This window comes from Streptomyces sp. NPDC033221, from assembly GCF_055577005.1.
The window spans coordinates 1-26,608 of record NZ_JBVIQN010000035.1; the positions used below are offsets into that span (position 1 = coordinate 1).

At 69.3% G+C, this 26,608-nt stretch carries 15 protein-coding genes and 5 pseudogenes; 12 read left to right on the plus strand and 8 right to left on the minus strand.

The features are described from left to right. Positions 1–90 (minus strand): annotated as a pseudogene (locus tag ACZ53K_RS33725) (IS5/IS1182 family transposase); the annotation flags it as partial. Between the two features lie 29 nt (positions 91–119). Further along, positions 120–1,037 (minus strand): LysR family transcriptional regulator, encoded by a 918-nt coding sequence (locus ACZ53K_RS33730; RefSeq protein WP_468844287.1) that lies wholly within the window; start codon positions 1,035–1,037, stop codon positions 120–122. A gap of 100 nt (positions 1,038–1,137) precedes the next feature. On the opposite strand from ACZ53K_RS33730, the gene pcaD reads away from it, so the two are divergent. Beyond that, positions 1,138–1,944: a 3-oxoadipate enol-lactonase gene (gene pcaD / locus ACZ53K_RS33735; RefSeq protein WP_468844289.1), complete on the plus strand. Its 807-nt coding sequence runs from the start codon at positions 1,138–1,140 to the stop codon at positions 1,942–1,944. A 1,061-nt stretch (positions 1,945–3,005) separates the two neighbouring features. Here pcaD and ACZ53K_RS33740 read toward each other — a convergent pair. Next, positions 3,006–3,338, minus strand: a complete 333-nt coding sequence (locus ACZ53K_RS33740; protein WP_468844291.1) for a hypothetical protein — start codon at positions 3,336–3,338, stop codon at positions 3,006–3,008. A gap of 213 nt (positions 3,339–3,551) precedes the next feature. Here ACZ53K_RS33740 and ACZ53K_RS33745 point away from each other — a divergent pair. From ACZ53K_RS33745 to ACZ53K_RS33760, 4 genes and pseudogenes are all read left to right on the plus strand, one after another. Continuing rightward, a pseudogene (locus tag ACZ53K_RS33745) lies at positions 3,552–4,673 on the plus strand (epoxide hydrolase family protein). 467 nt (positions 4,674–5,140) lie between these two features. After that, on the plus strand, positions 5,141–5,359 hold the full coding sequence (locus ACZ53K_RS33750; RefSeq protein WP_468844293.1) for a hypothetical protein: 219 nt from the start codon (positions 5,141–5,143) through the stop codon (positions 5,357–5,359). A gap of 213 nt (positions 5,360–5,572) precedes the next feature. Continuing rightward, the gene (locus ACZ53K_RS33755) at positions 5,573–6,769 is read left to right on the plus strand and encodes a sensor histidine kinase (RefSeq protein ID WP_468844295.1); all 1,197 of its coding nucleotides are present in this window, start codon (positions 5,573–5,575) and stop codon (positions 6,767–6,769) included. Further along, the gene (locus tag ACZ53K_RS33760) at positions 6,766–7,371 is read left to right on the plus strand and encodes a response regulator (protein WP_468844297.1); all 606 of its coding nucleotides are present in this window, start codon (positions 6,766–6,768) and stop codon (positions 7,369–7,371) included. Before ACZ53K_RS33755 ends, ACZ53K_RS33760 begins: the two co-directional genes overlap by 4 nt. Positions 7,372–7,422: 51 nt before the next feature. Here the strand turns inward: ACZ53K_RS33760 and ACZ53K_RS33765 are convergent, their stop codons facing one another. From ACZ53K_RS33765 to ACZ53K_RS33775, 3 genes are all read right to left on the minus strand, one after another. Beyond that, positions 7,423–9,192, minus strand: a complete 1,770-nt coding sequence (locus ACZ53K_RS33765) for a PH domain-containing protein (RefSeq protein ID WP_468844299.1) — start codon at positions 9,190–9,192, stop codon at positions 7,423–7,425. Next, the gene (locus ACZ53K_RS33770) at positions 9,189–9,740 is read right to left on the minus strand and encodes a PH domain-containing protein (protein WP_468844301.1); all 552 of its coding nucleotides are present in this window, start codon (positions 9,738–9,740) and stop codon (positions 9,189–9,191) included. Before ACZ53K_RS33770 ends, ACZ53K_RS33765 begins: the two co-directional genes overlap by 4 nt. 107 nt (positions 9,741–9,847) lie before the next feature. After that, entirely contained in the window at positions 9,848–10,072 is a 225-nt protein-coding gene (locus ACZ53K_RS33775; protein ID WP_468844303.1) for a DegT/DnrJ/EryC1/StrS family aminotransferase, read from the minus strand. A gap of 225 nt (positions 10,073–10,297) precedes the next feature. On the opposite strand from ACZ53K_RS33775, the gene ACZ53K_RS33780 reads away from it, so the two are divergent. From ACZ53K_RS33780 to ACZ53K_RS33810, 7 genes and pseudogenes are all read left to right on the plus strand, one after another. Further along, positions 10,298–10,621, plus strand: a complete 324-nt coding sequence (locus tag ACZ53K_RS33780) for a type VII secretion target (protein WP_468844305.1) — start codon at positions 10,298–10,300, stop codon at positions 10,619–10,621. Between the two features lie 10 nt (positions 10,622–10,631). Next, on the plus strand, positions 10,632–11,885 hold the full coding sequence (locus tag ACZ53K_RS33785; protein WP_468844307.1) for an amidase domain-containing protein: 1,254 nt from the start codon (positions 10,632–10,634) through the stop codon (positions 11,883–11,885). A 4-nt stretch (positions 11,886–11,889) separates the two neighbouring features. Next, positions 11,890–12,324 (plus strand): hypothetical protein, encoded by a 435-nt coding sequence (locus ACZ53K_RS33790; RefSeq protein ID WP_468844309.1) that lies wholly within the window; start codon positions 11,890–11,892, stop codon positions 12,322–12,324. 323 nt (positions 12,325–12,647) lie between these two features. After that, positions 12,648–13,064: pseudogene (locus ACZ53K_RS33795) on the plus strand (transposase); the annotation flags it as partial. A 398-nt stretch (positions 13,065–13,462) separates the two neighbouring features. Continuing rightward, positions 13,463–17,752, plus strand: a complete 4,290-nt coding sequence (locus ACZ53K_RS33800) for a LamG-like jellyroll fold domain-containing protein (RefSeq protein WP_468844312.1) — start codon at positions 13,463–13,465, stop codon at positions 17,750–17,752. Positions 17,753–17,870: 118 nt separating this feature from the next. Beyond that, positions 17,871–24,830 (plus strand): polymorphic toxin-type HINT domain-containing protein, encoded by a 6,960-nt coding sequence (locus tag ACZ53K_RS33805; protein WP_468844314.1) that lies wholly within the window; start codon positions 17,871–17,873, stop codon positions 24,828–24,830. Continuing rightward, entirely contained in the window at positions 24,802–25,221 is a 420-nt protein-coding gene (locus ACZ53K_RS33810; protein ID WP_468844317.1) for a DUF5958 family protein, read from the plus strand. Before ACZ53K_RS33805 ends, ACZ53K_RS33810 begins: the two co-directional genes overlap by 29 nt. A 132-nt stretch (positions 25,222–25,353) precedes the next feature. Here ACZ53K_RS33810 and ACZ53K_RS33815 read toward each other — a convergent pair. Beyond that, positions 25,354–25,800 (minus strand): annotated as a pseudogene (locus tag ACZ53K_RS33815) (tyrosine-type recombinase/integrase); the annotation flags it as partial. A gap of 45 nt (positions 25,801–25,845) precedes the next feature. Continuing rightward, a pseudogene (locus tag ACZ53K_RS33820) lies at positions 25,846–26,585 on the minus strand (replication initiator); the annotation flags it as partial. Positions 26,586–26,608 lie beyond the last annotated feature (23 nt).

The window sequence follows — 26,608 nt, forward strand, 5'->3', positions numbered from 1 at the left end:
CGCGGTGACCAGCCTGCCGAACTGCCGCGGGCCCAGCCCGGTGAACGGGGCTATCCAGGAGGGCTCCGAGGCCGTGATCACACCAGACACGGCAAGATCATCGCACTTCTGAACAGCAGTTACGGGACAACGCTTAGCGTCGGCCGTAGGACCGGTGCATGGCGGGCCAAGAAGTCCCACAGCTGGTCGGCGACTGGCCCGTGCGGCCGGTCACGCCGGCGGGCTACCGAGAGTTCCTCGACCACACCGGGAAAGTGCCGTCCGGCGATGGAAAGCAGGCGTCCGTCACGCAACTCAGTCTCGATCATGAATCGCGGCACGTGTCCCCACGCCATGCCGTGCAAGATCAGCTCCTTCTTCATGAGGTGGTCCGGAACGGAGCTCAGGGGCGCGCCTTCGACCAGGAAATGGCCTTGTTCGGACGGATGCCGCGCCGAATCCCGGACCATGCATTGGGTGAAGGCCTGCATCCGCTGCGGTGTGATGTCGGTGTCCGGAGGGAAGGGCAGGAAACCGGGCGCCACGACGGGCACCAGCGCGACGCGGCCGAGGTCGATCCACTCCATCCGCACGTCGCTTTTGGGGACGCGGTGCACGATGAGATCGGCTTCGTCCTCCAGCAGCCGCTCCCAGGGGCCGGTGACCGTCTCGAACTGCAGGTGCAGTCGTGTCTGCGGGCACTGCGCGAAGAAGCGGCTGAGCATCTCCAACACCGGCGGAAGTGGGCATAGGTCCCCGAGCACCACGCGCAGTTCGGCCTCTTCGCCCATCGCCAACTGCGCGGCGTAGGTCTGCAGCTCCTCGGCCTCGTGCAGGAGGAAGCGCACCTTGCGGTGGAAGGCGTGCCCCGCCTCGGTGAGCTGAACCCGATAGCCCGAGCGATCCAGCAGGTCCAGGCCCAGCTGGCGCTCCAGCTTGGCGACGGCTGTGAACACAGAAGGGTGCGAGCGGTGCAGTCGCTCGGCGGCGGCCTGGAAGCCGCCGCCGACCACAACGGCGTTGAAGCACTGCAACTCGTGGAGCGTGAAGTTCGACATTGTCCAGACAACCTACAGAACTCTTTCGATCTTTGTAATAGAACTCTTGCAGGTGGCGTTCCTAGGCTGAGCGCATATCCGCCAGATCACTGGAGCTGACATGACTTCTCAGACCCGTACTGCCATCACCACCGGCGATGGCGTCCGCATCGCCTACCGCTTCGACGGTCACGAGAACAAGCCGGTGCTGCTGCTCTCGAACTCCATCGGTACGGACCTCCACATGTGGGATGGCCAGATGTCGGCTCTGACCGAGCACTTCCGGCTGCTGCGCTACGACGCGCGCGGCCACGGCGCCTCCGATGTCCCGAGCGGTCCGTATTCCCTGGACCGGCTGGGGCGCGATGTGGTGGAGCTGCTGGATGCCCTGGGCCTGCAGCGGGTGCACGTGCTGGGCCTGTCTCTGGGGGGAATCGTCGCGCAGTGGTTGGGGATCCACGTTCCGGAGCGCGTCGACCGCCTGGTGCTTTCCAACACCGCCGCGTACCTCGGCCCGGCGAATCAGTGGGATCGACCGATCGCCGAACTGCTGGAAGCCCCCGACATACAGGTCACCGCGGAGAGGTTCCTGCACAACTGGTTCCCGGCCCACATGCTGCGAGGCGACGACGAGGTTGTCGAGGGCTTCCGCCGCACCCTGCTCGCCACGCAGCGCGAGGGCGTGGCCGGGAGCTGGGCTGCGGTGCGCGACTTCGACCTGCGCCGCACGGCCACACTCATCCACAGCCCGACACTGGTCATCGCGGGCGAGCACGACACCGTCACGTCCGCCGACCACGGGAAGGAGCTCGCCGCGACCGTCCCCGGCGCGCGGTTCACTGTCCTGCCCACGGTGCACATGGCGAACGTCGAAGGGCAGGCGGAGTTCCTGGACGCTGTGGTGGCCTTCCTCACAGAGCGGTCTTGACGGCTACCGCGTCGCGTCTGGACGGCCCCTTCCCGCTTTCCCAACCAACAGGCTCTGACAAGCCATCGTGCTTTTGATCAGGCGCTCGCTCCTGAGCGAACAGGGCTCTGGATCGGGTGAGGTGGCGCCCGTACGCGCATGAAGAGAGGGCCTCCTGGTAGCTCGCAGTTGTCGAAGCCAGAGCAAGCAGGAGGCCTTGTATCGCACTTGTATGCGATCACGCCCGCGGAGTCCAGTTCGTCCACCCCGGGGTGTGACTGTCTCGCCCACAGGTTCGGGAACGCGGCTGATCATCCAGGCCGGGAGCTCCGCTACCGCTCGGACATGAGTGATGCGGAGTGGGCGGTGGTCCGGCAGGCCTTTCCGACGCCGGCGTGGATGGACAGCCGGGGCGGCCGGCTGGAAGGCTCTTGCCACCGTCAGATGCTCGATGCAGTCCGCTACCTGGTCGATATCGGCATCAAGCGGCGGTCCATCCTGCGGACTTCCCGCCGTGGGACCGCGCCTACGCGTTCTTCCGCCGCTGGCGCGACCATGGTCCGGTCCGCGAACTCCATGACCGGCTCCGCGACGGCGTCCGCCGGGCGGAAGGCCGCGACGTTGCGCCGACCGCGGCCATAGTGGACTCGCAGTCGGTGAAGGCGGACGCCACCGTCAAGTACGACTCACGTGGCTACGACGGCTCAAGATAACGGCCGCAAACGGCACCTGATCACGGACTGCCTCGGCCTGCTGATGGTGCTGGTCACGCCAGCTCGCGCGGGGAGCACGTCAACGGCGTTGCGGGAGCCGACAACGTCCGCCTGTGCGGAGAGCGCGGGGGTTGTGGGGCGCCCCGGACGATTACCCGCAAAAAAGTGCGGGGCCCGTGAGAAAACCGATGGGCGCGAGACGTTGGGGCGCTCGCGGGGCGGGCTGACCCCGGCCGTGGTGGTGCGACTGCCGGAGGGGCCTCCGCGCGGCTCCTGCGGTGACTGTTGCGACGTAACACGGCTGCGCCCGGGCTGACAAGGCGGCGCCCCCTCCCGAGGGTTCGGGAGGGGGCGCTGTGTCCTGTGGGCTCAGGCGACGCTGAACCAGCAGATGTTCACGAAGTCCAGCGGATCATCGTACTGCTTTATTTCTCTGGCTACCCTCTGCAGGGCCTGGTCCCGGGGAAGGTTCCAGGGCACGAAGTCCTCGTCCTCCTGGGAGCCGAGGTCGCCGATTTGCACTCCACGGTCCAGCATGTCGCCGATCAGCTGCAGGGTGACGCTTTGCAACTGTGCTTCGGTGCGGTCTTTCCCGGTGACATTTTTGGCTGCGTCTCGGACCGGGATGAAGTACACGGGGGTCATCTCCGCATATTCGACGAGGTATTCGAGTTCCTCTTCGTACGCGTCTTTCGCTGTCATGACGACCCTCTCAGTGCTTTGCGTGGTAGCGCTTCAGTCCGAACTCCTCATGGAGGTCATCGCTGAAGTCGATGGCCGGATCTATCTTGGTCTCGCCGACCCGGCGCCCTGCCGCCGACCGCCGCCCCGAACCCGACGCCATGCGTGGGAGCCCGCGATGACGGTCCACCTGCATCTGATCCGATTACGCCTTGACCAGTAAGGAGCCTTGCCATGTCCGCCGAGCCGTTCGAGGTCGGCATCACCGAAGCCGAGATCGCGGACCTGCGTGAACGATTGCGACGGACACGGTGGCCCGAGCGCCAGCCAGTGGACGACTGATCACAGGGTGTGCCGCTGGCGTATGCACAGGAGCTTTGCCGCGCCTGGGCCGAGGACTACGACTTCGGGTTCGCCGAGCGGCTGAACGTGTTCCCGCAGTACCGCGACACGATCGACGATCTGGGCATCCACTTCCTGCACGTCCGCTCGCCGGAGCCAAACGCGTTCCCGCTCGTGCTCACGCACGGGTGGCCGGGTTCGGTGCTGGAGTTCCTGGAGGTCCTCGGTCCGCTGACCGACCCGCGCGCGCACGGCGGTGACCCGGCGGACGCGTTCCACGTGGTCGCGCCGTCGTTGCCCGGGTACGGCTGGAGTGACAAGCCGTCGACGACCGGGTGGGACATCACTCGCACCGCGCGCGCCTGGGACACGTTGATGGTCTCGCTGGGTTACGAACGGTACGGTGCGCAGGGCGGTGACTGGGGTTCGGCGGTGTCCGCGGTGTTGGGCGAGGTGGCGCCCGAGCGGGTCGCCGGCGTGCACCTGAACCTGGGATCCGTGGCGGCGGGCACGTTCGACGACCCGACGCCCGCGGAGCTGGCGAATCTCGAGGCCGAGAAGGAGATGCAGCGCACCGACCGGGGGTACTCGGCGATCCAGGCGACCCGGCCGCAGACGCTCGGCTACGGCCTCACCGACTCCCCGGCGGGGCAGGCCGCCTGGGTGGCCGAGAAGTTCTGGGCGTGGACGGACAACGACGGCCATCCCGAGGACGCGTTGTCGCGGCAGACGATCGTCGACGAGATCTCGGCCTATTGGTTCACCGCGTCGGCCACGTCGTCGGCGCGCCTGTACTGGGAGAGCTTCGCCAACTTCCGGGACAAGGTGACCGCGCCATCCGGGCTGTCGGTCTACCTGCGCGACATCACCCGCCTGTCGAGGCGGGAGGCCGAGCTGCGCTTCATCGGCCTGCGCTGGTTCGAGGAACTGCCGCACGGTGGCCACTTCGCCGCGCTGGAGCAGCCGGAGTCGTTGGTCAAGCAGGTGCGCGGGTTCTTCCGCCTGTTCCGCTGACTGTCCGTGCCGCCCCCTGGGAAGCCCGCGCGCAGGGGATGGTCCTGTCCGTCCCCCGGGTTACCGGCAAAACGACGGCCGCGCTCGGCGAGCGGTCGCTGGCGATCATCGCCCTCGAACGAGGAGTCGGCCTTCGAATGGCGGAGTAGCCTCGGCGAGCGCGGCGAAGTCCATCGCCTCGAAGTTCTTGCGGATGAAGGCGCCGGGCAGGTTCTTGTCGCGAACGGCCTTCTGCCAGTTCAGCGTGGCGAACGAGATGTCGACCGGACGTGCGGCCAGTCAACCCGCATCGTCATCTCCCGCCCGCCCGACACCCGGGTGCGCCTGGCCGTGATCGACCGAGACCCCCGCTGTGCGCCCGCGAGGCGTGCTGCGGGCCCGGCTGATGCCGACGGCCGCGGGCTGCTTCTGGTCGGCCGGCTCGCCGACCGGTGGGGGTACGACCGGATGGGCCCTGCGGTACGGCCATGGGGGGGAAGCGCGTGTGGGCTGAGCTGGCGCGGCTGTTTCCGGACACCCTCCAGCACATTTCCAAGGCGCTGCCGACCAGCCGCTGGGCCCACCTCAGCCAGGCCCTGCTGGACGGCGGGGCGTCCCCACTGTCGGACCTTCTGGTGCTGGGGGGCTGGACGCTGGGCTTTGCCCTGCTGGCCGGCTTCGCCTTCCGCCGGGACACCGCGCACTGAGCCCCAGCAGGTAGGCCTACGCGGCGGGTGGGCCGGGACCCTATGTGGTCGTGGCTGGCGCGGGCGCGTGCCGGCCACCGGCGTTCGGCGCGATGCCCGGCAACGCGCTCGCCGGCCCGGCCCGCAGGCGGCCCCGCCCCTGGAAAAACCTGAGGTTAGAGTGAAGGTCGCAGGGCGTGGCCCCGGCTTGGGGGCGCGGAAGGGGGAAAGCCGATGAGCCAGAAGTTCGGCGCGCGCACGGAGCGGGCGGACGGACCCGCCGGCCCCCCCTCCACCCGGGGAGCGGCGGTGGGCGCCACGGCTGCCGTCATTCCCCTCTTCGGTCTGGTTCCCTCGCTCTCCGCGTCGGACAGCCCGCTCACCACCGTCCTTGTGGCCGCCTTAGCCCTGGCCCTCTTCGCGGTCTCTCAGGTGACCATCTCGTGGTCGTACCACTCCGCCCGGCTCGATGACCGGTTCCGGCTGGCACTGTTGGTGCCGCTCGCGGCGCTGTCCGTGGCCCTTCCGCTGTGGCTGGGCAAGGACTGGACGATCCTGTTGACGTATCTGGCGGCCACCTGCGCGGTCGCCGTACCTCCCAGGATGACCCTGCCGGCGCTTGCGACATCGGTCTCGCTGGCCATCTTCGTGGCCGAGCATGTCGACGGAGCGGACACCACCTCGCTGGTGGTGATGACCGCGGCGGTCGGTCTCTCCATGACTACCTACCGCCGGATCCTCGACCTCAACGCCGAGTTGCGGCGCACCCGCCGCGAACTGGCGCGGGCCGCAGTGACCGAGGAGCGGCTGCGCTTCGCCCGGGACATGCACGACACGCTGGGCCACGACCTGCTCCAGCTCACCCTGCGCACGGAAGTGACAAGGAGGCTGTACCGGGCCGGCGGGATGGATGTGGAGCAGGAACTCCAGCAGATCGAGGACATGGGCCGGCAGTGCCTGGACCGGGTGCGGGAGGCGGTCACCGGCTACCGGCGGCTCAGCCTGCACGCGGTCATCGAGGAGGCCCGGCCGACGCTGGGTGACGCCGGTGTCTCGGTGTCGGTGGACGCTGTGACGGACCGGCTGCCCCAGGAAGTGGAGACGGCTTTGAGCTGGGTCGTTCGTGAGGCGCTGACGAACGTCGTCCGACACGCACAGGCGGCCCACTGCTGGGTCACGCTGTCCACGGAGGGCAGCCGCGCCGTCCTGGAAGTACGCGACGACGGCAAGGGGCCCGCCCGGCGCCCGACCTCAGGGCCAGGCGGGAACGGACTGACCGGTCTCACCGAGCGGGTCGCCGCCCTCGGTGGCTCCCTCCGGACGAGCGCCTCGCCGGGCGGCGGCTTCCGCCTCCTGGCCGCCGTCCCGCTCACGGACTCCACGACCGCCAGGGGCTCGCTCGCCCACTCCCTTACGGAAGGCACGACATGATCCGGGTACTGCTCGCCGAGGACCAGGCCATGGTGCGCGGTGCCATTGCGACCTTGCTGGGGCTGGAGCCGGACATCGAGGTGGTCGGCCAGGTCTGTGACGGGCCCAGCGCGGTGTCCACCGCCCTGGAGCTGCGCCCGGACCTGTGCCTGCTGGACATCGAGATGCCCGGCGGCAGCGGGCTGGATGCCGCGGGGACCTTGCACGCCAAGCTGCCCGAGACGAGAATCCTGGTCTTCACGGTCTTCGACCGTCCCGGTCATCTGCGCCGCGCGCTCGCGGCCGGGGCCAGCGGCTTCATCGGGAAGAACCGGCCGGTGGAAGAACTCGCGGCGGCGATCCGCCAGGTCATGGCCGGGGAAACCGTGATGGACCCCGCGCTGGCGGCCACCGCGCTGCGGGCCGCGCCCAACCCGCTCACCCCCAGGGAACGGGAGGTCCTGGCCGCGGCGATCGACGGTTCGCCGATCCCGCACATCGCGACGAGGGTGCACCTCTCCGAGAAGACGGTGCGCAACTACCTCTCCTCGGCCATCCAGAAGACGGACTGTGCCAACCGCTTCGAGGCGGCTCATACGGCCCGTGACAACGGTTGGCTGTAGAGCAGGAGAACGGGCTCCATGGGGACTGAAGGGACCGCGGGGACGGGCAGGTCAGGGCCTTTCCGGCGCTGACCCGTCAGAAGCGCCCTGGCCGCGTGCGGGCCCACTCCGCACGGGTGCGGCACCGCCGTCGGTGTCGTTCTCGCTGACGAGAAACGGTTCGAGCCAGTCGGGCCTGGCGGCGGCGGCCAGCGCGGTCGCCTCTTGCGTGGGAAGGTCCAGGACGTTGTAGTACTGCCGCCCGGCCGCCGTGGCCACGGTGAGGGTGGTCACCCCCGACCGACGCTGGAAGAAGGACTGGTGGAAGACCCAGCCGACTGCCGCGTCGCAGGACAGGACTTGACGCCGCCGCACCAACGACCCTTGCCGGGTCACCAAGTGAGCCCCGTCCAGCAGGGCATGGCCGAGACTGTGGTAGCGGTCCCGCCCCACCAGTTCGCCGAGTGGGAGCAACACCAGGGAAGCCAGGCAGCTCCAGACGGGCCACCCGGCCCACAGCGACAGCGCACCGATCAGGGCGACGGCCACCACAGCCGTGGTCCGGGCCCGGGTGAGCCGGCGCCTCCTGGCCCCGTGGCCGTGCCGGGTCAACGGGCAGTCCATCGGTGCCGCGTCCCCGTACACGGCCGCACCAACCTCGCGGGCGCGGGCGCGCGGCGCCGGGGGCAGCAGCAGTGAGCCGCCGTTCTCCGCCCCCCGTTCGGTCCGCAGGCCGGTGGTGATGGCGATGCAGCGCGCGCCGCGGACCAGGCGCAGCGGCAGCGTCTCGCTGATCTCGACGCCCCTGAGCCGGCGCCCTTCGATAGTGACTGAGCGCGTGGTGGTCAGGCCCCGGGTCAGCTTCAGTGTGCCGTTCCCGAGCCGGGTGAGCCGGAAGTTCCAGAAGGACACGGCATAGCCGATGATGGAGAGCAGTGACACTACCAGCACTCCCAGTACGACGGTCTCCAGCACCGCCAGCGGCATCGGCAGCGAGGAGAGCTGCCGGGCCAGGGCACGCACCGGGGGGAAGCGGTCGGGGCCGAGTTCCGCGGAGTTGAGGAACGTGACTGCCGATGTCAGCAGCACGCCGACGCTTGCCAGTCCGCTCAGGGTGAAGGCGCCGAACCGCGCCCACGTGGGCCGGAGCGTGGCGATCAGCTCTTCCCCCGCGCGGTCCGCATCCTCACGGATCTCGTCGGCACTCTCTTTACGCCGCTGTTCACGGCCCGAGGAACGCGGCTTTACGTAGCGGGCACGGCGCGGCCGTCCGTCCCCTGCCGGACGGGGGTGCGGCACCTCGGCGCCGGTGTCCCGTGTGGCGTCCGCTTGCGGGGCATCGGCCCGGGCGGGCTGTCCGGTGTGATGCAGCAGCTCGTTCCGCAGCAGCTCGGCAGCCGCAGTGTCCAGTGCGTCCAGTACCAGTCCGTCACCGTGCCGGTCCGACCGGCCCGTGCCGATGGCCAGCCGCCGCAGTCCCAGCGCCCGCTGCAGCACCCGGGCACTGACGTCGACCGACCGGATACGGTCCCGGGGAACGGACAGTACCTCCCGGCGCAGCAGCCCGCGACGGACCTGCACGTGCACGTCCGTCACCCGGTACGTGGTGGTGAAGTAACGGCCGAGGCCGATCATCACGGCCAGCCCGAGGCCGATCAGGCCCCAGGGCTTCTCGCCGCTGCGGCCGAGGAAAAAGACGCCCAGGACCACCGGCAGGAATCGGAGTGCCTCGTGGAGGGGGTGGACCGCCAGCATGCGCGGACTCAGCCGCCGCCACGCGGGCTCCTGCTCGGTGTCCGTCGCCGGTGCTCCCTCGGCGGCGGCAGCGGTCCGGGCCTTCATGTGGCGTCTCCGGGGGTCTGGCCGGTCTGGACGGTGAGCTCCTCGACCAGCCGTTCCGCGACGTCCTGGTCCAGTGCGTGGATCCGGACCGGGCCCCGGGCCGAGGCGGTCGTCACGGTGACGGAGACGAGCCCGAAGAGGGAGGCGAGCGGCCCCCGTTGGGTGTCCACGGTCTGGATGCGTGAGACGGGGGCGATCCGCCGTTCCTGGTTGAGCCAGCCCGCTCGGGTATAGACGGCCACCGGCGCGACCTCCCAGCGGTGCACCCGGAAGCGCCAGCGGGGCATGACGGACACGTGGAGCAGCGCGAGCACCGCCGTCACCGCGATCAGCACGTACTGCGGGTGCGGCACCGGCAGGTACGGCACCGTATCGATCCGGTCGTTCAGCAACCAGCCGGCTTGACCCAGTAGCAGTACGGCCCAGCCGAGTCCGGCACGGGCCGCCCAGAACAGCGGGGCCCGACGGCTGGCCGTCTCGCTGGGCGTCCGCAAGCGCACTGTGGCCTGCCCGGCGGGGCCCTCCGTCCTGTCCACGGTTGTCTTCATCACCACTCCACACTGGCCGAATCGGCGGCCCGCTCCCAGAGGTCCGTGTCCCGACTCTTTCGGGACAGATGTCCCGGAGGCTGGGGCGTGCCGTCGCACTCAGGACGTCAGCTCTTGGCGACGAACTCCCGGATGGAGTCCGCGACGTAGTCGATCATTTCGATACTGAGGCCAGGGTAGACACCAGTCCAGAAGGTGTGTTCGGTGATGACGTCGCTGTTGGCGAGGCTGCCGACGACGCGGTACCGGCGGTCCTGGTAGGCGGAGTGCCGACTGAGGTTTCCGGCGAACAACCTGCGGGTGCCGATCTTGCGTGCTTCGAGGAAGTCCACCGCGCGGCGCGGGTATAGCCCGCTTGTGCGGGGACCACCCGGGCCGGGGCGATGGCCGGGGCGGCGGTCAAACCGTGTAGATGATGGCGCCCGACATCATCTCGCCCTGACGTCCTCGACAACCGGCTGGCACAGGCTCTTTCTCACGGTGTCGGGCTGGCCAACCGCCTCCCGGCACTCCCGTACGATGATCCGAAAAGTGACCGACGGGGTGGGTATCCACGCATGGGCAACATCAGCATCAACAGCCATGCTGTGCGGACGACGGGCAGCGACATGAGCGTGCTGTCCCGGGAGACGGTCCGCAAGCTGAACAATTCCCTGGAGGAGAGCCAGGCGACGGGTTTGGCGGACTCTGTCTGGGGCTGGGAGTGTGCCGAGCACCTCTACTCCTGCGCGCTGACGTGGGAGGAGCACATGGTGGGCCTGGCGAAGAAGATGGGGGAGCTGGGCGAGCGGCTGCAGGAAAGCGCCGGCAGCTACGACGCACAGGACGAGGAAGCGGCCTCACGGCTGCGGCACGGCCTGAACGACCTGGGAAAGGCGTGAGCGGCCGGTGGTGAACTATGAGGCCGTGATCAATGCCCGGCCCGAGAAGTGGCGCAAGGCTGCCGAAGAGTGGGTGACGCTGGCCAAGCACGCTTTGCGCGCGGCCCAGGACATCCGGGGCAACGGCACCAAGCCGCTGGCCGACAGCTGGACCGACGAGGTGGGCCAGAAGGCCGCAAAGGAATTCGAAGAGCTGGCCGACCAGCTGGAGTCCGCCTACGACATTCTGCTCGGCGGCAAGATGCTCTGCGAGGCCGTGGCCGACAGCATGGAGACCGCGCTGAGCTCGGCGCGCGAGATCAACGAACTCGCCCAGCGCCACAATCTGCGCATCGGCACGGACGGTCTGCCCGAGGGCGCGCCGATGCCCGGTGAGGACCCGGACAAGCTGCATGCGCGCGAGTACATCGTCGCGCTGCGCGATCATGTGCTGCAGCAGGTCGGCGAGGCCGACAACACGGCCGCCGCGAAGTTCGCCATGCTGACGAAACAGGTGAACATCGCTGACCCCGACGAAGCGCTCAAGGTGCAGAACAAGGCCTCGCAGGCGGAGATGGAGATCCTCGGCGCCGAGATACCCAAGGATGCCGGGCCGATGACTCAGCGCATGTGGTGGAACGGCCTGAGCGACAAGCAGCGGCACGAGCTGATGCTGGCCGACCCGGTCGCCCTGTCGAAGCTGGAGGGGCTGCCGGAGAGCGCCAAACAGGAGATGCGCGGCACGGACGGGAAGTTCGACCGCGTCAAGATGGTCGAGTACGCGCTGCAGAACTGGGACCAGGACGATCCGATCGACTTCGGAAACAACTGCACCAACTTCGTCTCCCAAGCTCTCGATCACGCAGGCATGCAGAAGAAGCTCGACTTCTGGTCGGGGGCGCGTGGCGACGATACCTGGGGCCATGAAAGCGGTATCGGCAACGACTGGTGGGACAAGACGATGTACTACTCGAAGTCCTGGGGCGGAGCCGAGAACCAGCAGAACTTCATGCTCGATCACGGGGGTGAGGAAGTGCCACGCGACCAGGTCCGTCCCGGCGACATCATCTACTACGAGCAGGCCGGCGACAACGACCAGATCGAGAAGGGCAACACGCACCACGCCGCCATCGTCACCGGCGTCATGCCGGATGGTGAGATCAAGTACACCCAGCACAGCGACCCGTACCGCAACGTCAGCCTCGACGGCCGCCTCCCCAACACGGAAAAGGCCGAAGGCCAGCAGAAGGTCCGCATCGTCCGCCCGCACCCGGATTGGTACTGATCCCGTGGCCGAGACCACTTCCGATGCCCAAGAGCGGCCACAGTATCTGCCGAGACGTCGGCGTACTGCGATTCTGTCCGTTCCGCTGCTGACCGCCGCAGCCGTCACCTGTTTCGTCGCGACGCTGGTCGTGTCAACACAACACGTCCACCACCAGTCCGCCGCCTGCCGCTACATCGCCGTTCCGTGGACCCATTTCGCCTTGTCGTACGGTGCTCTGGCCGCCGCCGTACTGGCAGTGACCGTGCACATCGTGCTCCTGCGCAGCGCACGACGCCGCGGATCGGGGCCGACCGCACCCTGGCATAGCAGCCTTTCCACCATGTGTGTCGTCATCGCCAGCCTGATGATCGCCCTGTCGGCAGCCGTCACCGTTATGACACATGCGGACGCCGCTGAAACGGCAGCCAACCTCGGCAAGCCCATGTGCGAAGGCTGACCGGTCGGCGGCGGGGTCGCCTCCAGGCACCAGGTGCAGCCGCCGGCCTCGTCCAGGACACTCTCCTCGGCGGGGGCGGACGGCCTGCAGGGCGTCGGCAAGCTGCCAACCCGACTTGGTACACCCCAGGGCGGTGCGGGAAGGATCCCGAGCATCTCGAGGACGCCGTCGCGGGGGCCGCGGGTGGCGATACGCAGCGCCGCGGCACGGGGTGGCGGCGGCGCGCACGAGCGCGTGGAGCCGGGACGCGTCGAGCGCGCCGCGTTGCTAATAGGACTCCGTTAGGTCTTTCCATTCTCGCTGTCCGGGAGCATGTTGGGAGTGTGGACAGGCGACAAGTCGACGAGGTCCGTCTTGAGTTGGCGGAGTTCGCGGCCGATGTGTTCGCGTCGGTCCCGCGGCGGGACCAGCGGGCGAAGGGTGACTGCTATCTGCGGGGCCTGATGCTGGATGGGCGGCGCAAGTCGATCCAGGCGATGGCCGGCCGGCTCGCGGACGGCAACGAGCAGAACCTGCAGCAGTTCGTCAACCAGTCCACTTGGGACCCGCTGCCGGTCAGACGGCGGATCGCCGAACGCATGACGGCACTGGTCAAGCCCGAGGCGTGGTTGGTCGACGACGTGTCCTTCCCCAAGGACGGACGGATGTCGGTCGGCGTGGCCCGCCAGTACTGCGGCGCTCTGGGCAAGCGGGCCAACTGTCAGGTCGCAGTGAGCGTTGGCGGGGCGCGTCGCGCAGCGTTCTCAGCAAGTGCGCTTGAGTCGCGCTGCCGGTGACCGCGCGCCCCCGCATTCCTTTCCGGCTCGTCGCCCCCGACAGGCATGTGGTCCGGCGGGGCCGAGCGGTGTCGGGCGCCGTGTGGGGCAGGAAGGGACTAGGCGTCTGGGCTCGCCTCTGGGCGGTGAGGACCGCAGGCTGGAACACGTTCGATCGGGAAGTCCGGGAATCCTTATGAACTTGCGTCTCATTGCTGTACAACCTTCCCGCGAGTGATTCAGATCACCAGCCTTTCTGGGGTGATGTGCCGGGTTTGCTCCCTCCGTGCGGGCGGAGTGATCTAGACCACCGTCCTGCGGTGCCCGTACTGTCCCGCTCCACGGTCTTCATGGAATCTTCATCTTGTGGGCGGGGTGTGGGGATGACGCGTTCGGTGCGCAGACGGCGCGGCGCCAGCCGGTTACTGGTCTGGCTGCTGGGCACCGCGGTGTCGGTGAGCCTGCTGCCGGGGCTTCCCGCGGCCCAGGCCCAGTCCCGTACGGCGCAACCGTCCCCCGCGGCCCGCACCGCGGCCGCCCGTCCCGCCCAAGCCGCCACCGAGCAGGCCGCGTTGGCGCAGGCCAAGAGCAGCGACGCCACCGTCGAGGTGACCTCGGCGCGCGGGGAGAGCCGGGAGGTGTACGCCACCCCCGAGGGCAAGCTGGAGGCGCACGAGTACCTGCGTCCGGTGCGGGCGCGGATCAAGGGCCAGTGGCGCGAGATCGACACTGACCTCGTGACGGCCGGCGACGGCAGCGTGGCCCCGAAGGCCACGACGGTGGACCTGCGCTTCTCCGGCGGCGGGACAGCCCCGCTGGTGCGCATGCAGCGCACTGGACGCGAACTGGCGCTGAGCTGGCCGGCCCCGCTGCCCGCCCCGGTACTGGAGGGGGCGACGGCCACCTACCGCGACGTGCTGCCGGAGGTGGACCTGCGCATGGGGGCGCAGGCCGACGGGTTCACGCAATTGCTGGTGGTCAAGTCCGCCCAGGCCGCGGCCAGTGCGGAGCTGGCGCAGCTGCGGCTGAAGCTGTCCGCGACGGGAATGCAGGTCAAGGAGACCGTGGGCGGGGGACTGGAGGCGGTCGACAACGGCGCCAAGGCCGCGGTGTTCGAGGCGCCCACCCCGCTGATGTGGGACTCCAGCCCCGGCCGGCCCGGGGAAGGCGCCACCGGGCCCAAGGCTGCCTGGGCCGGGCCCGCCGCGGTGCGTGAGGGCGGCCAGGAGCCGGGGGCGGGGGAGTCCGGCAAGCTGGCGCCGGTCGGCGTGCACGTGCCGGCCGGCCAGGACGAAGTGGTCCTCAAACCCGACAAGGACGTGCTCACGGGCAAGGACACCGTCTACCCGGTCTTCATCGACCCGCAGTGGTCCTCGCCGCGCGCGGCGGCCTGGACGGTGGCCTCGAAGTACTGGGCCTCCTCCCCGCAGTGGAAGTTCAACGGTGACCACGACGCGGGGCTGGGCTACTGCGGCTGGAACTACTGCAAGCCCAACGACACCAAGCGCCTGTTCTACCGTGTACCGACCGCCGCCTTCGCCGGCAAGACGGTTCTCAAGGCCGAGTTCGTAATCCACAACACCTGGGCGGCGTCCTGCTCGGCGCGCGAGGTGCAGCTGTGGCGCACCAAGGACATCTCCTCCGCCACCACCTGGAACGCCCAGAACGCCGACGGGTTCTGGCAGCGGCATCTGAAGACCTCCAGCTTCGCCTACGGCTACGAGGGCTGCGCGGCCCGCGACGCCGAGTTCGACGTCAAGGCCGCGGTGCAGGAGGCCGCCGACCACCAGTGGTCGGCGATGACCTTCGGGCTGCGCGCCGGCGATGAGGGCGACCGCTACGGCTGGAAGCGGTTCTCCGACAAGGCGTTCTTGCGCGTGCAGTACAACCGGCCGCCCGCGCAGATCAAGATGGCGCAGCTGGCCATGGAGTACGGCGGGGTGTGCAAGACGCCCCAGGCCGCGGCCCGTACCCGCACCCTGGGCAAGATCTACGCCAACAACGTCAGTGACCCCGACGGCGACAGCGTCGCGGTGCAGTTCCAGGCCAAGTGGGACGCCGGCGACGGCAAGGGCACCATCGCCCGCTGGCAGCCGGGCCACACCACTGCAAAAAGGTCAGGTTCCAGCTTTGCCCTGAACCTGCCGGCCTCGATCCCCGCCAACAAGCAGGTCTTCTGGTACGCCCGGGCCTGGGACGGTGCCCAGTACTCGCCGTGGTCGTTCGCCGGGTCGGCGACCGCCTGCTACTTCGTCTACGACACCAGCGTCCCCAAGGCCCCCGCCGTCACCTCGGGAGAGTATCCCGCCTCCGACCCCGACAACCCCGACGACCCGTGGTTCGACGGCGTCGGCCAGTACGGCACCTTCACCCTGGCCTCCGCCTCCGGCGACGTCACCCGCTACCGCTGGAACCTCAACGGCGACCCCTGGCCTACCCGCGAGATCGCTACCAGCGCCGGCGCCCCCCAGAAGGCCATGGTGCTGCCCGCCCGCCCGGGGCTGAACTTCGTCACCGCCCAGGCCTTCGACGCGGCCGGCAACGGCAGCGAGATCCGCACCTACCAGTTCCGCGTCAAGGCCGGCCAGCCGGACCGCGCCGCCTGGCAGCTGGACGAGCCCGCCGGCGCCCAGCAGGCCAAGGGCACGGCCCCCGCCCGTACGGCACGCCTGCACGGCGGCGCCCGCACCGGCGCCGACGGCGTACTGGGCACCGCCCTGTCCCTCAACGGCACCGACGCCTACGCCGCCGCCGACCTGCCCGTCGTCGACACCGACCGCGGCTACTCGATCTCCGCGTGGGTCAACCCCTCCGAGAAACCCCAGCACGCCGCGGTCGTCGCCGCCCAGGCAGGCAACCGCGTCTCCGGCACCGAGCTGTACTACTCCGCCGACCTGGACCGCTGGGTGTTCAACCAGTACGCCAAGGACGACCCCAGCGCCCCCATCGTGCGGGCCATGGCCCCCGCCCCAGGCGGCCTGACCCCGGGCCAGTGGACCCACCTGATCGGCTCCTACGACCCCATCGCGAAGAAACTGCAGCTGTTCGTCAACGGCAAACTCGCCGGGGAAACCCCCTACAGCGCCGCCTGGAACGCGCGGCGCGGCCTGTACATCGGCGCCGCCACCTACGAAGGCAAGGTCTCCGCCCACTTCCCCGGCACCGTCGACGCTCTGCAGCTCTTCGACAAGCAGCTCACCACACCCGAGGTCGCCAAGCTCTACGCCAAGCAGCACATCACCGGTCCCGAACGTCCCGCCGTCGCCGTCTTCGACCTCGACGAGCAGCCCGGTACCGCCGAACTGGCCGGACGCGCAGAGGTGCTGCCCGCCCAGTTCCACGGCGGCGCCAAGCCCGGCGTGCCGGGCGTCGCCGGAAACGCCGTGTCCTTCAACGGCACCGACGCCTACGCCCGCGTCAACGCCCCCCACCTGAACACCGCCCGCTCCTTCACCGTCTCGGCCTGGGCCAGACTCGACACCACCAAACCCTCCCGGGCCGCGGTCGTCGCCGCCCAGGCCGGCACCCACGCCCCGGGCTTCGAGCTGTACTACTCCGCCGACCTGGACCGCTGGGTGTTCAACCAGTACACCGACGACGCCCCCACCGGCACACCGGTCAGGGCCACCGGCCCCAAGGCCGCCGGCGGAACCTGGGCGCACCTGGTCGGCGTCCACGACACCATCGCCGACACCCTCACCCTCTACGTCAACGGCCAACAAGCCGGCGCCGCCAAACTCAACGGCGCCTTCTACGCCGCCGGCCCCCTGCTGATCGGCGCGGGCTCCTACCGCGACGGCGCCCTGGGCAGCTACTTCCCCGGGCAGATCGACGATGTGCGCCTCTTCGACCGCCCCGTCTCCGCCGAAGAGGTCCAGCAGCTTTTCACGCACCGCCCGCTGCTCGCCGGCCGCTGGCAATTCGACGAAAGCAGCGGCACCGGCCCCGTCACCACGCCCGACGCACTCTCCCCGGCCCGCCCCATGGCCCTGTACGGGGATGCCAAGCTGACGCCCGAGGCCGCCTTCATGGGCAGCAACGGACTGCTGCTCGACGGCACCGGCGACTACGCCGCCACCACCACCGTGCCCGTCGACACCGGCGAGAGCTTCACCGTCGCCACCTGGGTCCAGGCCGCCGCCGTCCCCAAGGGCGCCTCCGCCCTGCTCAGCGCCGACGGCGAGCACACCAGCGCCTTCGCCGTGGGCTTCGTACCCACGCCCGGCGACCCGCAGGCCCAGGGCCGCTGGCAGTTCGCCATGCCCGGCAAGGACACCGCCGACGCCCCGATCACCCGGGCCGACAACGCCCAGGGCTTCCACGACGTCCGCGAATGGAACCACCTGGCCGTGGTCTACGACGGCCTCGCCAAACAGGCCCGCCTTTATATCAACGGCACCCTCGAAGCCCTCGCCTGCACCGACGCCGACGGCGACGGGAACGCCGACAACAGCGCGTGCGCCGACCTGGTCCCCTGGGCCGAGAACGTGCTCTCTTTCCAGGCCGTCAAGACGCTGCAGGTCGGCCGCGCCAAGGGCCGCGGCACCTGGGGCGAGTTCTGGCCCGGCGCCGTCGATGACCTGTGGACCTTCCAGGGCGCGCTGAGCGAAGCGCAGGTCCGCTGGCTCGCCGAGCACTGGAAAGACGTACCCACCGAAGTCCCCCAGCCGTAGCGCCCGGCCGCGAACCGTCTGCCCGCGGCCCGGCGCAGCACCCCGTCTTCCTCTAAAACCTCTTGTCACCCCGCCCTGCGACGGGCCGCGGGTGTCGCAGCGAAGGGTTGGAACAGCGATGAACGGCAAGGCCAGAGCCCGCAAATCCCTGGCACTGCGACGCCGGACCGCCGCAGCACGGCGCAAGATCGCCCTGGCGGCGTCCGCAGTGATGGTCGGCGCTCTCCTGCAGGTCACCAGCGCGCCGCCGGCCCCGGCCGCCGACATCGCCAACCGCCCCGCCCTGCCCGCTGCCGAAAAGCCCGTCCCCGGCAAGACCGCCAGCCTCATCAAGCCGCGCACCCTGCAGCAGGGCCCCACCACCCCGCGCGAGGCGCCCAAGGCGGCCTGGCCCCGCCCCGGCACGGCCACCATCAACCTGTCGCAGTCCGCCGGTGCCCGCTCCGCCAAGGCCGCCGGCCTGCCCCTCAGCCTCACTCCCGCCCCGCACCCCGGCACCGGCAAAGCCGCCGGCAACCCCGCGGCAGCCCGCGCTGCAACTCCCGCCGCCGTCACCGCCCAAGTGCTGGCTCACCAGCGTGCCCAGCGGGTGGGCCTCGACGGCATGCTGTTCACCCTCACCCCCCAGCCCGCCCCGAAATCTGCAGCAGCCGCTCCCGGCAAGGCCGCGGTCGCAGTCACCGTCAGCTACGCCGATTTCGCCGGGGCCTTCGGCGGCGGCTACGCCTCCCGCCTGAGGCTGCTGCAACTGCCCGCCTGCGCTCTGACCACCCCCGACAAATCAGCTTGCCGCGCCGCCACCGCGCTGCCCACGGCCAACGACACCGAACAGCACACCCTGACCGCCTCCGCCGTCGGCCTGCGCCAGGGGGCGCCGACCGTCCTGGCGGCCGCCGCCGCGGACAAGGGCGACAAGAGCGACTACCAGGCCACCCCGCTGTCCCCGTCGGCCAGCTGGAAGACCAACCTCAATACCGGCGACTTCACCTGGTCCTATCCCATGCCGGTGCCCGATGTGCCCGGCGGCCTCAAGCCCGACGTCGGCCTGTCGTACACCTCCGGCGCCCTCGACGGCCGCACCGGCAGCACCAACAACCAGGCCTCCTGGGCCGGCGACGGCTTCGAGATGTGGCCCGGCTTCATCGAGCGCCGCTACAAGCCCTGCGCCGACGACGACGTCAAGAACGCCGACGGCGACAAGCCCGCCGACCTGTGCTGGGGCTACGACAACGCCTTCCTGACCTTCAACGGCAAAGCCGGCGAACTCGTGCCCGCCGGCGACAACGCCTGGAAGCTCAAGGGCGACGACGGCACCCGCATCAAAAAGCTCACCTCCGCCGACCGCGCCAACGGCGACAACGACAACGAGTACTGGGAACTGACCGACCCCAAAGGCACCCGCTACTACTTCGGCTACCACCGGCTCCCGGGCTGGACCGCAGGCAAGGAAACCACCGACTCCACCTGGACCGTCCCCGTCTTCGGCGACGACAGCGGCGAGCCCTGCCACGCCGCGGCCTTCAAGGACGCCTGGTGCCAGCAGGCCTGGCGCTGGAACCTCGACTACATCGTCGACCCCCACGGCAACGCCGTCTCCTACTTCTACGGCAAGGAGACCAACTCCTACGGCCGCAACCTCAAGGAAGACGACGACACCCCCTACATCCGCGGCGGCTACCTCAAGCGCACCGACTACGGCCAAAAGGCCGCTGACCTCTATGCCGGCACCCCGCTGGCCCGGGTCAGCTACACCACCGCCGAGCGCTGCCTGCCCCAGGCCGGCGTCACCTGCGAGCCCGACACCATCGACGCCAAGGCCTTCTACTGGTACGACACCCCCTGGGACCTGAACTGCAAGGCCGCCACCAAGTGCGACAACGGCCGCTTCAGCCCCACCTTCTGGACGCGCAAACGGCTGACCAGTGTGACCACCGAGGTCTTCCAGAACAACAAGCCCACCCCGGTGGACTCCTGGGCCCTCAGCTACCGCTGGGGCAGCGCGGACGTCGACTACCAGCTCCTGCTCGAGGCCATCCAGCACACCGGCCACACCGCCGCCCCCGCCGTCACCCTGCCGAAGACCACCCTGGCCTACACCCAGCTCGCCAACCGCCTGGACAAGACCGGCGACGGCTACGCCCCCTTCATCAAAGCCCGCCTGTCCACGGTCGCCGACGAATCCGGCGGCCAGCTCGACGTCAACTACTCCGCCCCGGCCTGCAGCTTCGACGACCTGCCCACCCCGCAGACCAACACCACCCGCTGCTACCCCCAGTACATCGGCGGCACCGCCAGCGACGACCCGGACCGGCAGTGGTTCAACAAGTACCTCGTCACCTCCGTGACCGCCACCGACCGCACCGGCGGCGCCCCCGACCAGGTCACCCGCTACGAGTACCTGGGCGACGCCGCCTGGCACTTCGACGATGACGACGGCCTGACCAAGGAGAAGTTCAAGACCTGGTCGCAGTGGCGCGGCTACGGCCACGTCCGCGTCAAAACCGGCGGCCAGGGCGCCGACGGCATGAAAACCCAGGCCGACACCTACTTCCTGCGCGGCATGGACGGCGACCGCAAGGACACCACCGGCGCCACCAAAGCCGTCACCGTCCCCCTCGCCGACGGCGAAGGCGACGCCCTCACCGACCACCCCGCCGCAGCCGGCTTCGCCTACAAGAGCGCCACCTACTCCGGCCCCGGCGGCAAGGTCCTGACCAAGACCGTCAACCGCCCCTGGCACCACGAGACCGCCAAGAAGACCCGCGCCTGGGGCACCATCACCGCCAACCTCACCGGCACCGCCCACACCCGCACCTTCACCTCCCTCGACGACGGCGCCGGCACCAAGTGGCGCACCACCGCCCAGACCACCACCTACGAGACCACCGCCGGCCGCGCCGTCCAGCACGAGGACCTCGCCGACGAAACCACCGCCGACGACGACCAGTGCACCCGCACCACCTACGCCACCAACACCGACAAGAACATCCTCGCCGCCGCCTCCCGCACCGAGACCGTCGCCGTCAAGTGCACCGCCACCCCCGACCGCGCCAAGGACGTCCTGAGCGACCAGCGCACCGCCTACGACACCGCCCCCTATGGCACCGCCCCCACCAAGGGCGACGCCACCGCCACCGCGGTCCTCAAGAAACACGACGGCACCACCGCCACCTACCTCGAATCCGGCGTCACCTTCGACGCCTACGGCCGGCCCCTGACCGCCACCGACCTGAGTGCCGACCTCACCGCCCGCGGCGACGCCGCCCCCGCGCGCACCCCGCGCACCGACGGCCGCACCACCACGACCACCTACACCCCCGCCACCGGCTTCCCGGCCACCACCACCCAGACAGGCCCGCCCGCCACCGACGGCGACGCCACCACCGCCCAGACCACCACCACCGAAACCGATGCGCTGCGCGGCCAGCCGACCGCCACCACCGACACCAACGGCAAACGCACCACCATCACCTACGACGCCCTCGGCCGCACCGCGAAGGTCTGGCTGCCCGACCGCCGCACCAACCTTCTGCCGACCTACCAGTTCAGCTACCGCATCGAAGAAGGCAAACCCGTCGCGGTCGCGACCCGCACCCTCGACGAGGACGGCGGCAAGCACCTGACTGCCTACACCCTCTTCGACGGCTTCCAGCACCCGCGCCAGACCCAGGCCCCCGGCCCCGACGGCGGCCGGCTGCTGAGCGACACCTTCTACGACGAACGCGGCCTGACCGCCAAGACCTTCGCCCCCTACTACACCACCGGCGCACCCGGGCCCACCCTCTTCGCCCCCGACAACGCGCTGAGCGTCGAGAGCCAGACCCGCCACACCTACGACGGCCTCGGCCGCGAGACCGAAGCCCGCCAGATCGCGGGCAACGGAGACGGCGGCACCGTCCTGGCCGTCACCCAGACCCGCTACGGCGGCGACCGCACCACCGTCATCCCGCCCGAAGGCGCCACCGCCACCACCACCCTCACCGACGCCCGCGGCCAGACCACCGAACTGCGCCAGCACCACACCCGCACCGCCGACGCCCCCTACGACACCACCCGCTACACCCGCACCCCCGTCGGAAAGCTCGCCACGGTCACCGACCCGGCCGGCAACACCTGGACCTACACCTACGACCAGCTCGGCCGCCAGATCCGCACCACCGACCCCGACAAGGGCACCACCACCGCCACCTTCGACGACCGCGGCCAGCAGACCACCAACACCGACGCCCGCGGCACCACCCTGGCCAGCGTCTACGACAACCTCGGCCGCAAGACCGCCCTGCGCGAAAAGGCCCCCGACGGCCCCCTGCGCGCCAAATGGGTCTACGACACCCTCCCCGGCGCCAAGGGCCAGCTCGCCGAGGCCACCCGCTACGTCAACGGCCAGCCCTACACCCGCAAGGTCACCCAGTACGACCGCCTCTACCGCATCCAGCGCGCCGCCACCGTCATCCCGCCCTCCGAAGGCGCCCTGCAAGGTACCTACGAGGACACCACCGCCTACCGCGCCGGCGGCCTGGTCGGCAGCCGCGGCTACTCCGCGGCCGGCTCCCTGCCCGGCGGCGGCTGGAGCTACACCTACCAGGACCAGACCCTGCGCCCCCTCGCCGTCTACGACGGCCGCGGCGTACGCGCCGATGTCACCTACTCCCTGACCGGCAAGGCCCTGCAGTACCAGCTCGGCGGCACCAAAGACACCTACGGCATCAAGAAGACCTGGGCCACCAACACCTACGAATGGGGCACCCAGCGCCTTGCCACCGCCCGCGTCGACCGCCAGGACCAGGCCGGCGTCGACCGGTATGCCACCTACGGCTACGACCCGGCCGGCAACGTCACCGCCATTTCCGACATCTCGCGCACCGGCACCGACACCCAGTGCTTCACCTACGACCACCTGCGCCGCCTGAGCCAGGCCTGGGCCCAGGGCGACAAGAGCTGCGCCGCGGCCCCGGCCGCCAAGCTGCTCGGCGGCCCGGCCCCGTACTGGCAGAGCTACACCTACGACAAGGCCGGCAACCGCCTCACCGAAACCCAGCACGACCCCGCGGGGGAGACGGCCAAGGACACCACGAAGACCTACGCCTACCCCGGCCCCGGCAAGCCCCAGTCGCACACCCTGGCGTCCGTCACCACCACCGGCCCCACCGGCACCGCCAAGGACACCTACGGCTACGACCCGGCCGGCAACACCACCAGCCGCATCCTGGGCGGCGACGAACAGTCCCTGACCTGGGACGCCGAAGGCCACCTGGAAAAAGTCACCCAGCCCGCCAAGGACGGCGGCGCCAAGCAGACCACCACCTACCTCTACGACGCCGACGGCGCCCGCCTGATCGCCCGCACCCCCACCAAAACCACCCTCTACCTCGACACCACCGAACTCACCCTGCGCAAGGACGCCGCCAAGGCCGAAGCCACCCGCTACATCCCGCTCGGCGGCGGCCACCAGGCCGTCCTGGCCGACGACGGCACCTACACCGTCACCCTCGCCGACCACCAGGACACCGGCCAACTCGCCGTCACCACCGCCGACCTGTCCCTGCAACAGCGCCGCACCACCCCCTTCGGCACCCCCCGCGGCACCGCCCCGAAGACCTGGCCCGGCACCAAGGGCTTCGTCGGCGGCACCGACGACACCGCCGACACCGGACTCGTCCACCTCGGCGCCCGCGAATACGACCCCGCCATCGGCCGCTTCCTCTCCGTCGACCCGATCATGGACCTGGCCGACCCCCAGCAGATCAACGGCTACACCTACGGCAACAACAACCCCGCCACCTTCCCCGACCCCACCGGCCTCATGCCCGGCGGCTGCGAGAACCCCGGAGCCTGCTACGGGTACGCCCCCGGCGGCCACGGCTGCCCGCACGGCTGCGGTACCACCGAAAACGTCCAGTGGGGGAGAAAACAGTCCGAACGGAGTTGGCGGAGGTATACCGGCGGCGGTTCCTCGAAGCCGCGGTCCTACCGCATCGGCAACACGGGGATGAGCTACCCCATCTCCAAGGGTGAAGCAGTTCCGCATCGCTTCTACGAGGCGCTCGAAGCTCCCATGCGGGAGCGAGAGAGGCAGAACTCATGGATGGAGGGGGGAGTTCCTGACTACGTCATCGCCGGGGTGGCTCTGGCGGCGTGCTACGAATCGGAAAACTGCACGAAGAAGGCCAGGGACTACTTTTATGACATCTTCATCGCTGAAGTGATGAAGTTCGTCGGCACTGATCATGCGGGAGCTGGCCCGATGCCCGCAGTGAAGGGGCTCAGGGGTGCGGCGAAGGCCGGAAGTTCCGGTCCCTGTCACAGTTTCCTGGGTGATACCGATGTGCTGCTGGCAGACGGGGAAAAGAAGCACATCAAGGACGTCGAACCAGGTGATGAGGTCAGGGTGACCGACCCTGTCACCGGTAAAACTGAATCCCGCCCGGTTGTCGCTGTTATCCGTACAGAAGACGACAAGAAATTCGCCGAGATCGAGGTGAAGGGCGAGGGCGGCAAGGGGGTCCTAACCGCCACGGACAACCACCCCTTCTGGGTTCCCGAGAAGGGAAATTGGGTGGAGGCCGGGAGCCTTCACCCTGGTGTGCGGCTGCTGTCCTCCACGGAGGGGGCGACTGAGGTCTCCACAGTCCGCCATTACGAGAAGCAGCAGCGTACATACGACCTGACGGTCCAGGGCGTGCACACGTACTATGTGCTGGCTGGTCAGACTCCGGTCCTGGTTCACAACTCCAACGGGTGGTGTGGGCCTGGCCTGAGAACGGCATCGGAAGCTGGTATCAGCCCGAATGATGCCAAGCGAATTCAGAATGCCGCCGACAAGGCAGGGCAGCCAATCATCGTGGTCGGAAGTCGCGCAAACGGAACCCCCAACCCGACGTCAGACTGGGACTACATCCTGTCTGGTCCGTCCAGGACTCGTCACAGCGTCAAGAATTCGCTGCCAAGAGGAACAGGTGATGGTGAAGGGAGCGGTCGCGGTCGAGACTTCTGGCAGAGCTACAATCCGAACCGCCCCGACTATGCAGAGCTGGATCGGAATAGGTCGTATGTGGTATTCGAGCCCCGGAGCAGGTGAGGACTTGAGGGCATCAGAGCGCATCATCAACGAGGTCGCTCAAGGGCTCCGCACCCTGGATGATGCTGTGGCCTGGTTCTCCTCGTTGGAACAGGCTCAGCAGAAGGTGGTACTGCACGAGGTCGTTCGCTACGCCATGCAGGCCCATGCGACGGTGAACGATGCGCGTGAGGGGCTTCTGCGATCAGGCGTCAAGCCGACCATGACCCCGGCAGTTCTGATTGTCCGGGAACCGATTCTCGAACAGATGGGGAAGATCATAAATCTACCCTCCGGCGAGTACGTGAAATCATTTCGCGTCCTCGTGTCTACGTTCGCAGTAGCTGACACGCGACGAAGAGAAACGGAGTGCCGAGGAACTTGTAGCCACGCCTGGCACAACTTGTCGTAGTGGCCAATGTTCCCGGCGTTCCGAAGAAGGAATTGCCGAGGATTTCTGAGTTCACTCAGGCGCACATTGGGAGCCCCCAAGCGGTAATCGGCGGGGGCTCCCGGGCGTTTGACGGCAACGCTGACGGCAACGTCAGCGGACGACGGCTGCGGTGGGTGGGTCGTCGGGGGTGTCGGTCGGGCCGAGGGCGGTGCCGAGGGTGTCAATGGCCTGGCGCTGGAGGCGGAGACGTACGTGGGCGTAGACGCCGGCGGTGACGCCGATGTGGGCGTGGCCGAGGAGTTCCTTGATGACGACGAGGTCGACGCCCTGTTCCAGGAGCAGGGTGGCCGTCGAATGGCGGAGGTCGTGGAAGCGGATCGTCCGGAGTCCTGCCTTGTGGAGGAGGCGGCGGAAGCGGCGGGTGAGGTTGGTGGGGTCGAGAGGCTTGCCGTTCGGGGTGGTGAAGACGAGCCCGTTGTCCGTCCAGGCCGATCCGGCTGTCTGGCGCGCTTCTCGCTGCTGTCCCTGGTGGATCTTGAGGGAGTTGATGCACTCGGTGGGCAGGGCGATGCGGCGTTCGGAGGCGAGGGTCTCGGTGGCGTAGGAGGGTGGGGGCTGAGTGTTGCCGTCGGGGCCGTCGAGTCGGACGACGGCGTGGAAGTGGACCAGGCCGCGCTTCTGGTACTCGGCGACCTTGGCGAAGGACACCCGCAGTACGGCGCGAGCGGCCTTCTGCGTCATGCCGAGCCGGGTGGCGAGTTCGCGGCGCAGGTAGGTGGTGAAGCGGGCCCACAGGGCTGAGGCGTGGGCGTTGAAGAGGACCGCGCCCGCGTAGTCGTACGTCGCCGGATTGAGCGGCGTACCGAGCAACGGGTCTGCGGGGTCGTGGCGGGTGCCGCAGCGGCAGTGCCGGGCGTCGGGGCGGTGAGGGTGGCGAAGACGCGGGGGTGGGTGCGGACGGTGTCGGGGACGGTCTTGCCGCCGGAGAGGCCGGCGCGGATGAGGTGGTAGGTGTCGGCGGCGTAGAGGCGGGAGCAGGCCGGGCAGCGGGAGGCACGGCGGTTGCCGCACGCGGTGAGCAGGCTGCCGGTGGGCTCGGTGTTGGTGGAGTAGGAGCGCAGGACTTCACCGGTCGTGGTGTCGACGGTGGTCGTGTGGCCGGTCAGGCGGACGGGTTCGGTGCAGCCGCCGAGGCGTTCGATCTGCTGCTGTGCGCGGTCGAAGTCGGGATGGTTGACGAGGTGGAGCAGGTCCCGTACGGCGGGGCTTGCCACGTGGCGCAGGTCCAGGGTGACCATTCGGGGCGTGTCCCTTCTGTCGGGTGGGTGGCCCCGAGCAGCACCCAGCCAGGCAGGAAGGCGTGTTGGTGCTGCTCGGGGCATGACGAACCAGGCCCATCGGGTGG

What these genes read in the sequence shown, in the direction of transcription:
- ACZ53K_RS33770 (WP_468844301.1), bottom strand. Translation starts at nt 9,740, where the DNA reads ATGAAGACAACCGTGGACAGGACGGAGGGCCCCGCCGGGCAGGCCACA.
- ACZ53K_RS33755 (WP_468844295.1), top strand. Translation starts at nt 5,573, where the DNA reads ATGAGCCAGAAGTTCGGCGCGCGCACGGAGCGGGCGGACGGACCCGCC.
- ACZ53K_RS33800 (WP_468844312.1), top strand. Translation starts at nt 13,463, where the DNA reads ATGACGCGTTCGGTGCGCAGACGGCGCGGCGCCAGCCGGTTACTGGTC.
- ACZ53K_RS33810 (WP_468844317.1), top strand. Translation starts at nt 24,802, where the DNA reads ATGTGGTATTCGAGCCCCGGAGCAGGTGAGGACTTGAGGGCATCAGAG.
- ACZ53K_RS33750 (WP_468844293.1), top strand. Translation starts at nt 5,141, where the DNA reads ATGGGGGGGAAGCGCGTGTGGGCTGAGCTGGCGCGGCTGTTTCCGGAC.
- ACZ53K_RS33805 (WP_468844314.1), top strand. Translation starts at nt 17,871, where the DNA reads ATGAACGGCAAGGCCAGAGCCCGCAAATCCCTGGCACTGCGACGCCGG.
- pcaD (WP_468844289.1), top strand. Translation starts at nt 1,138, where the DNA reads ATGACTTCTCAGACCCGTACTGCCATCACCACCGGCGATGGCGTCCGC.
- ACZ53K_RS33780 (WP_468844305.1), top strand. Translation starts at nt 10,298, where the DNA reads ATGGGCAACATCAGCATCAACAGCCATGCTGTGCGGACGACGGGCAGC.
- ACZ53K_RS33765 (WP_468844299.1), bottom strand. Translation starts at nt 9,192, where the DNA reads ATGAAGGCCCGGACCGCTGCCGCCGCCGAGGGAGCACCGGCGACGGAC.
- ACZ53K_RS33740 (WP_468844291.1), bottom strand. Translation starts at nt 3,338, where the DNA reads ATGACAGCGAAAGACGCGTACGAAGAGGAACTCGAATACCTCGTCGAA.
- ACZ53K_RS33730 (WP_468844287.1), bottom strand. Translation starts at nt 1,037, where the DNA reads ATGTCGAACTTCACGCTCCACGAGTTGCAGTGCTTCAACGCCGTTGTG.
- ACZ53K_RS33760 (WP_468844297.1), top strand. Translation starts at nt 6,766, where the DNA reads ATGATCCGGGTACTGCTCGCCGAGGACCAGGCCATGGTGCGCGGTGCC.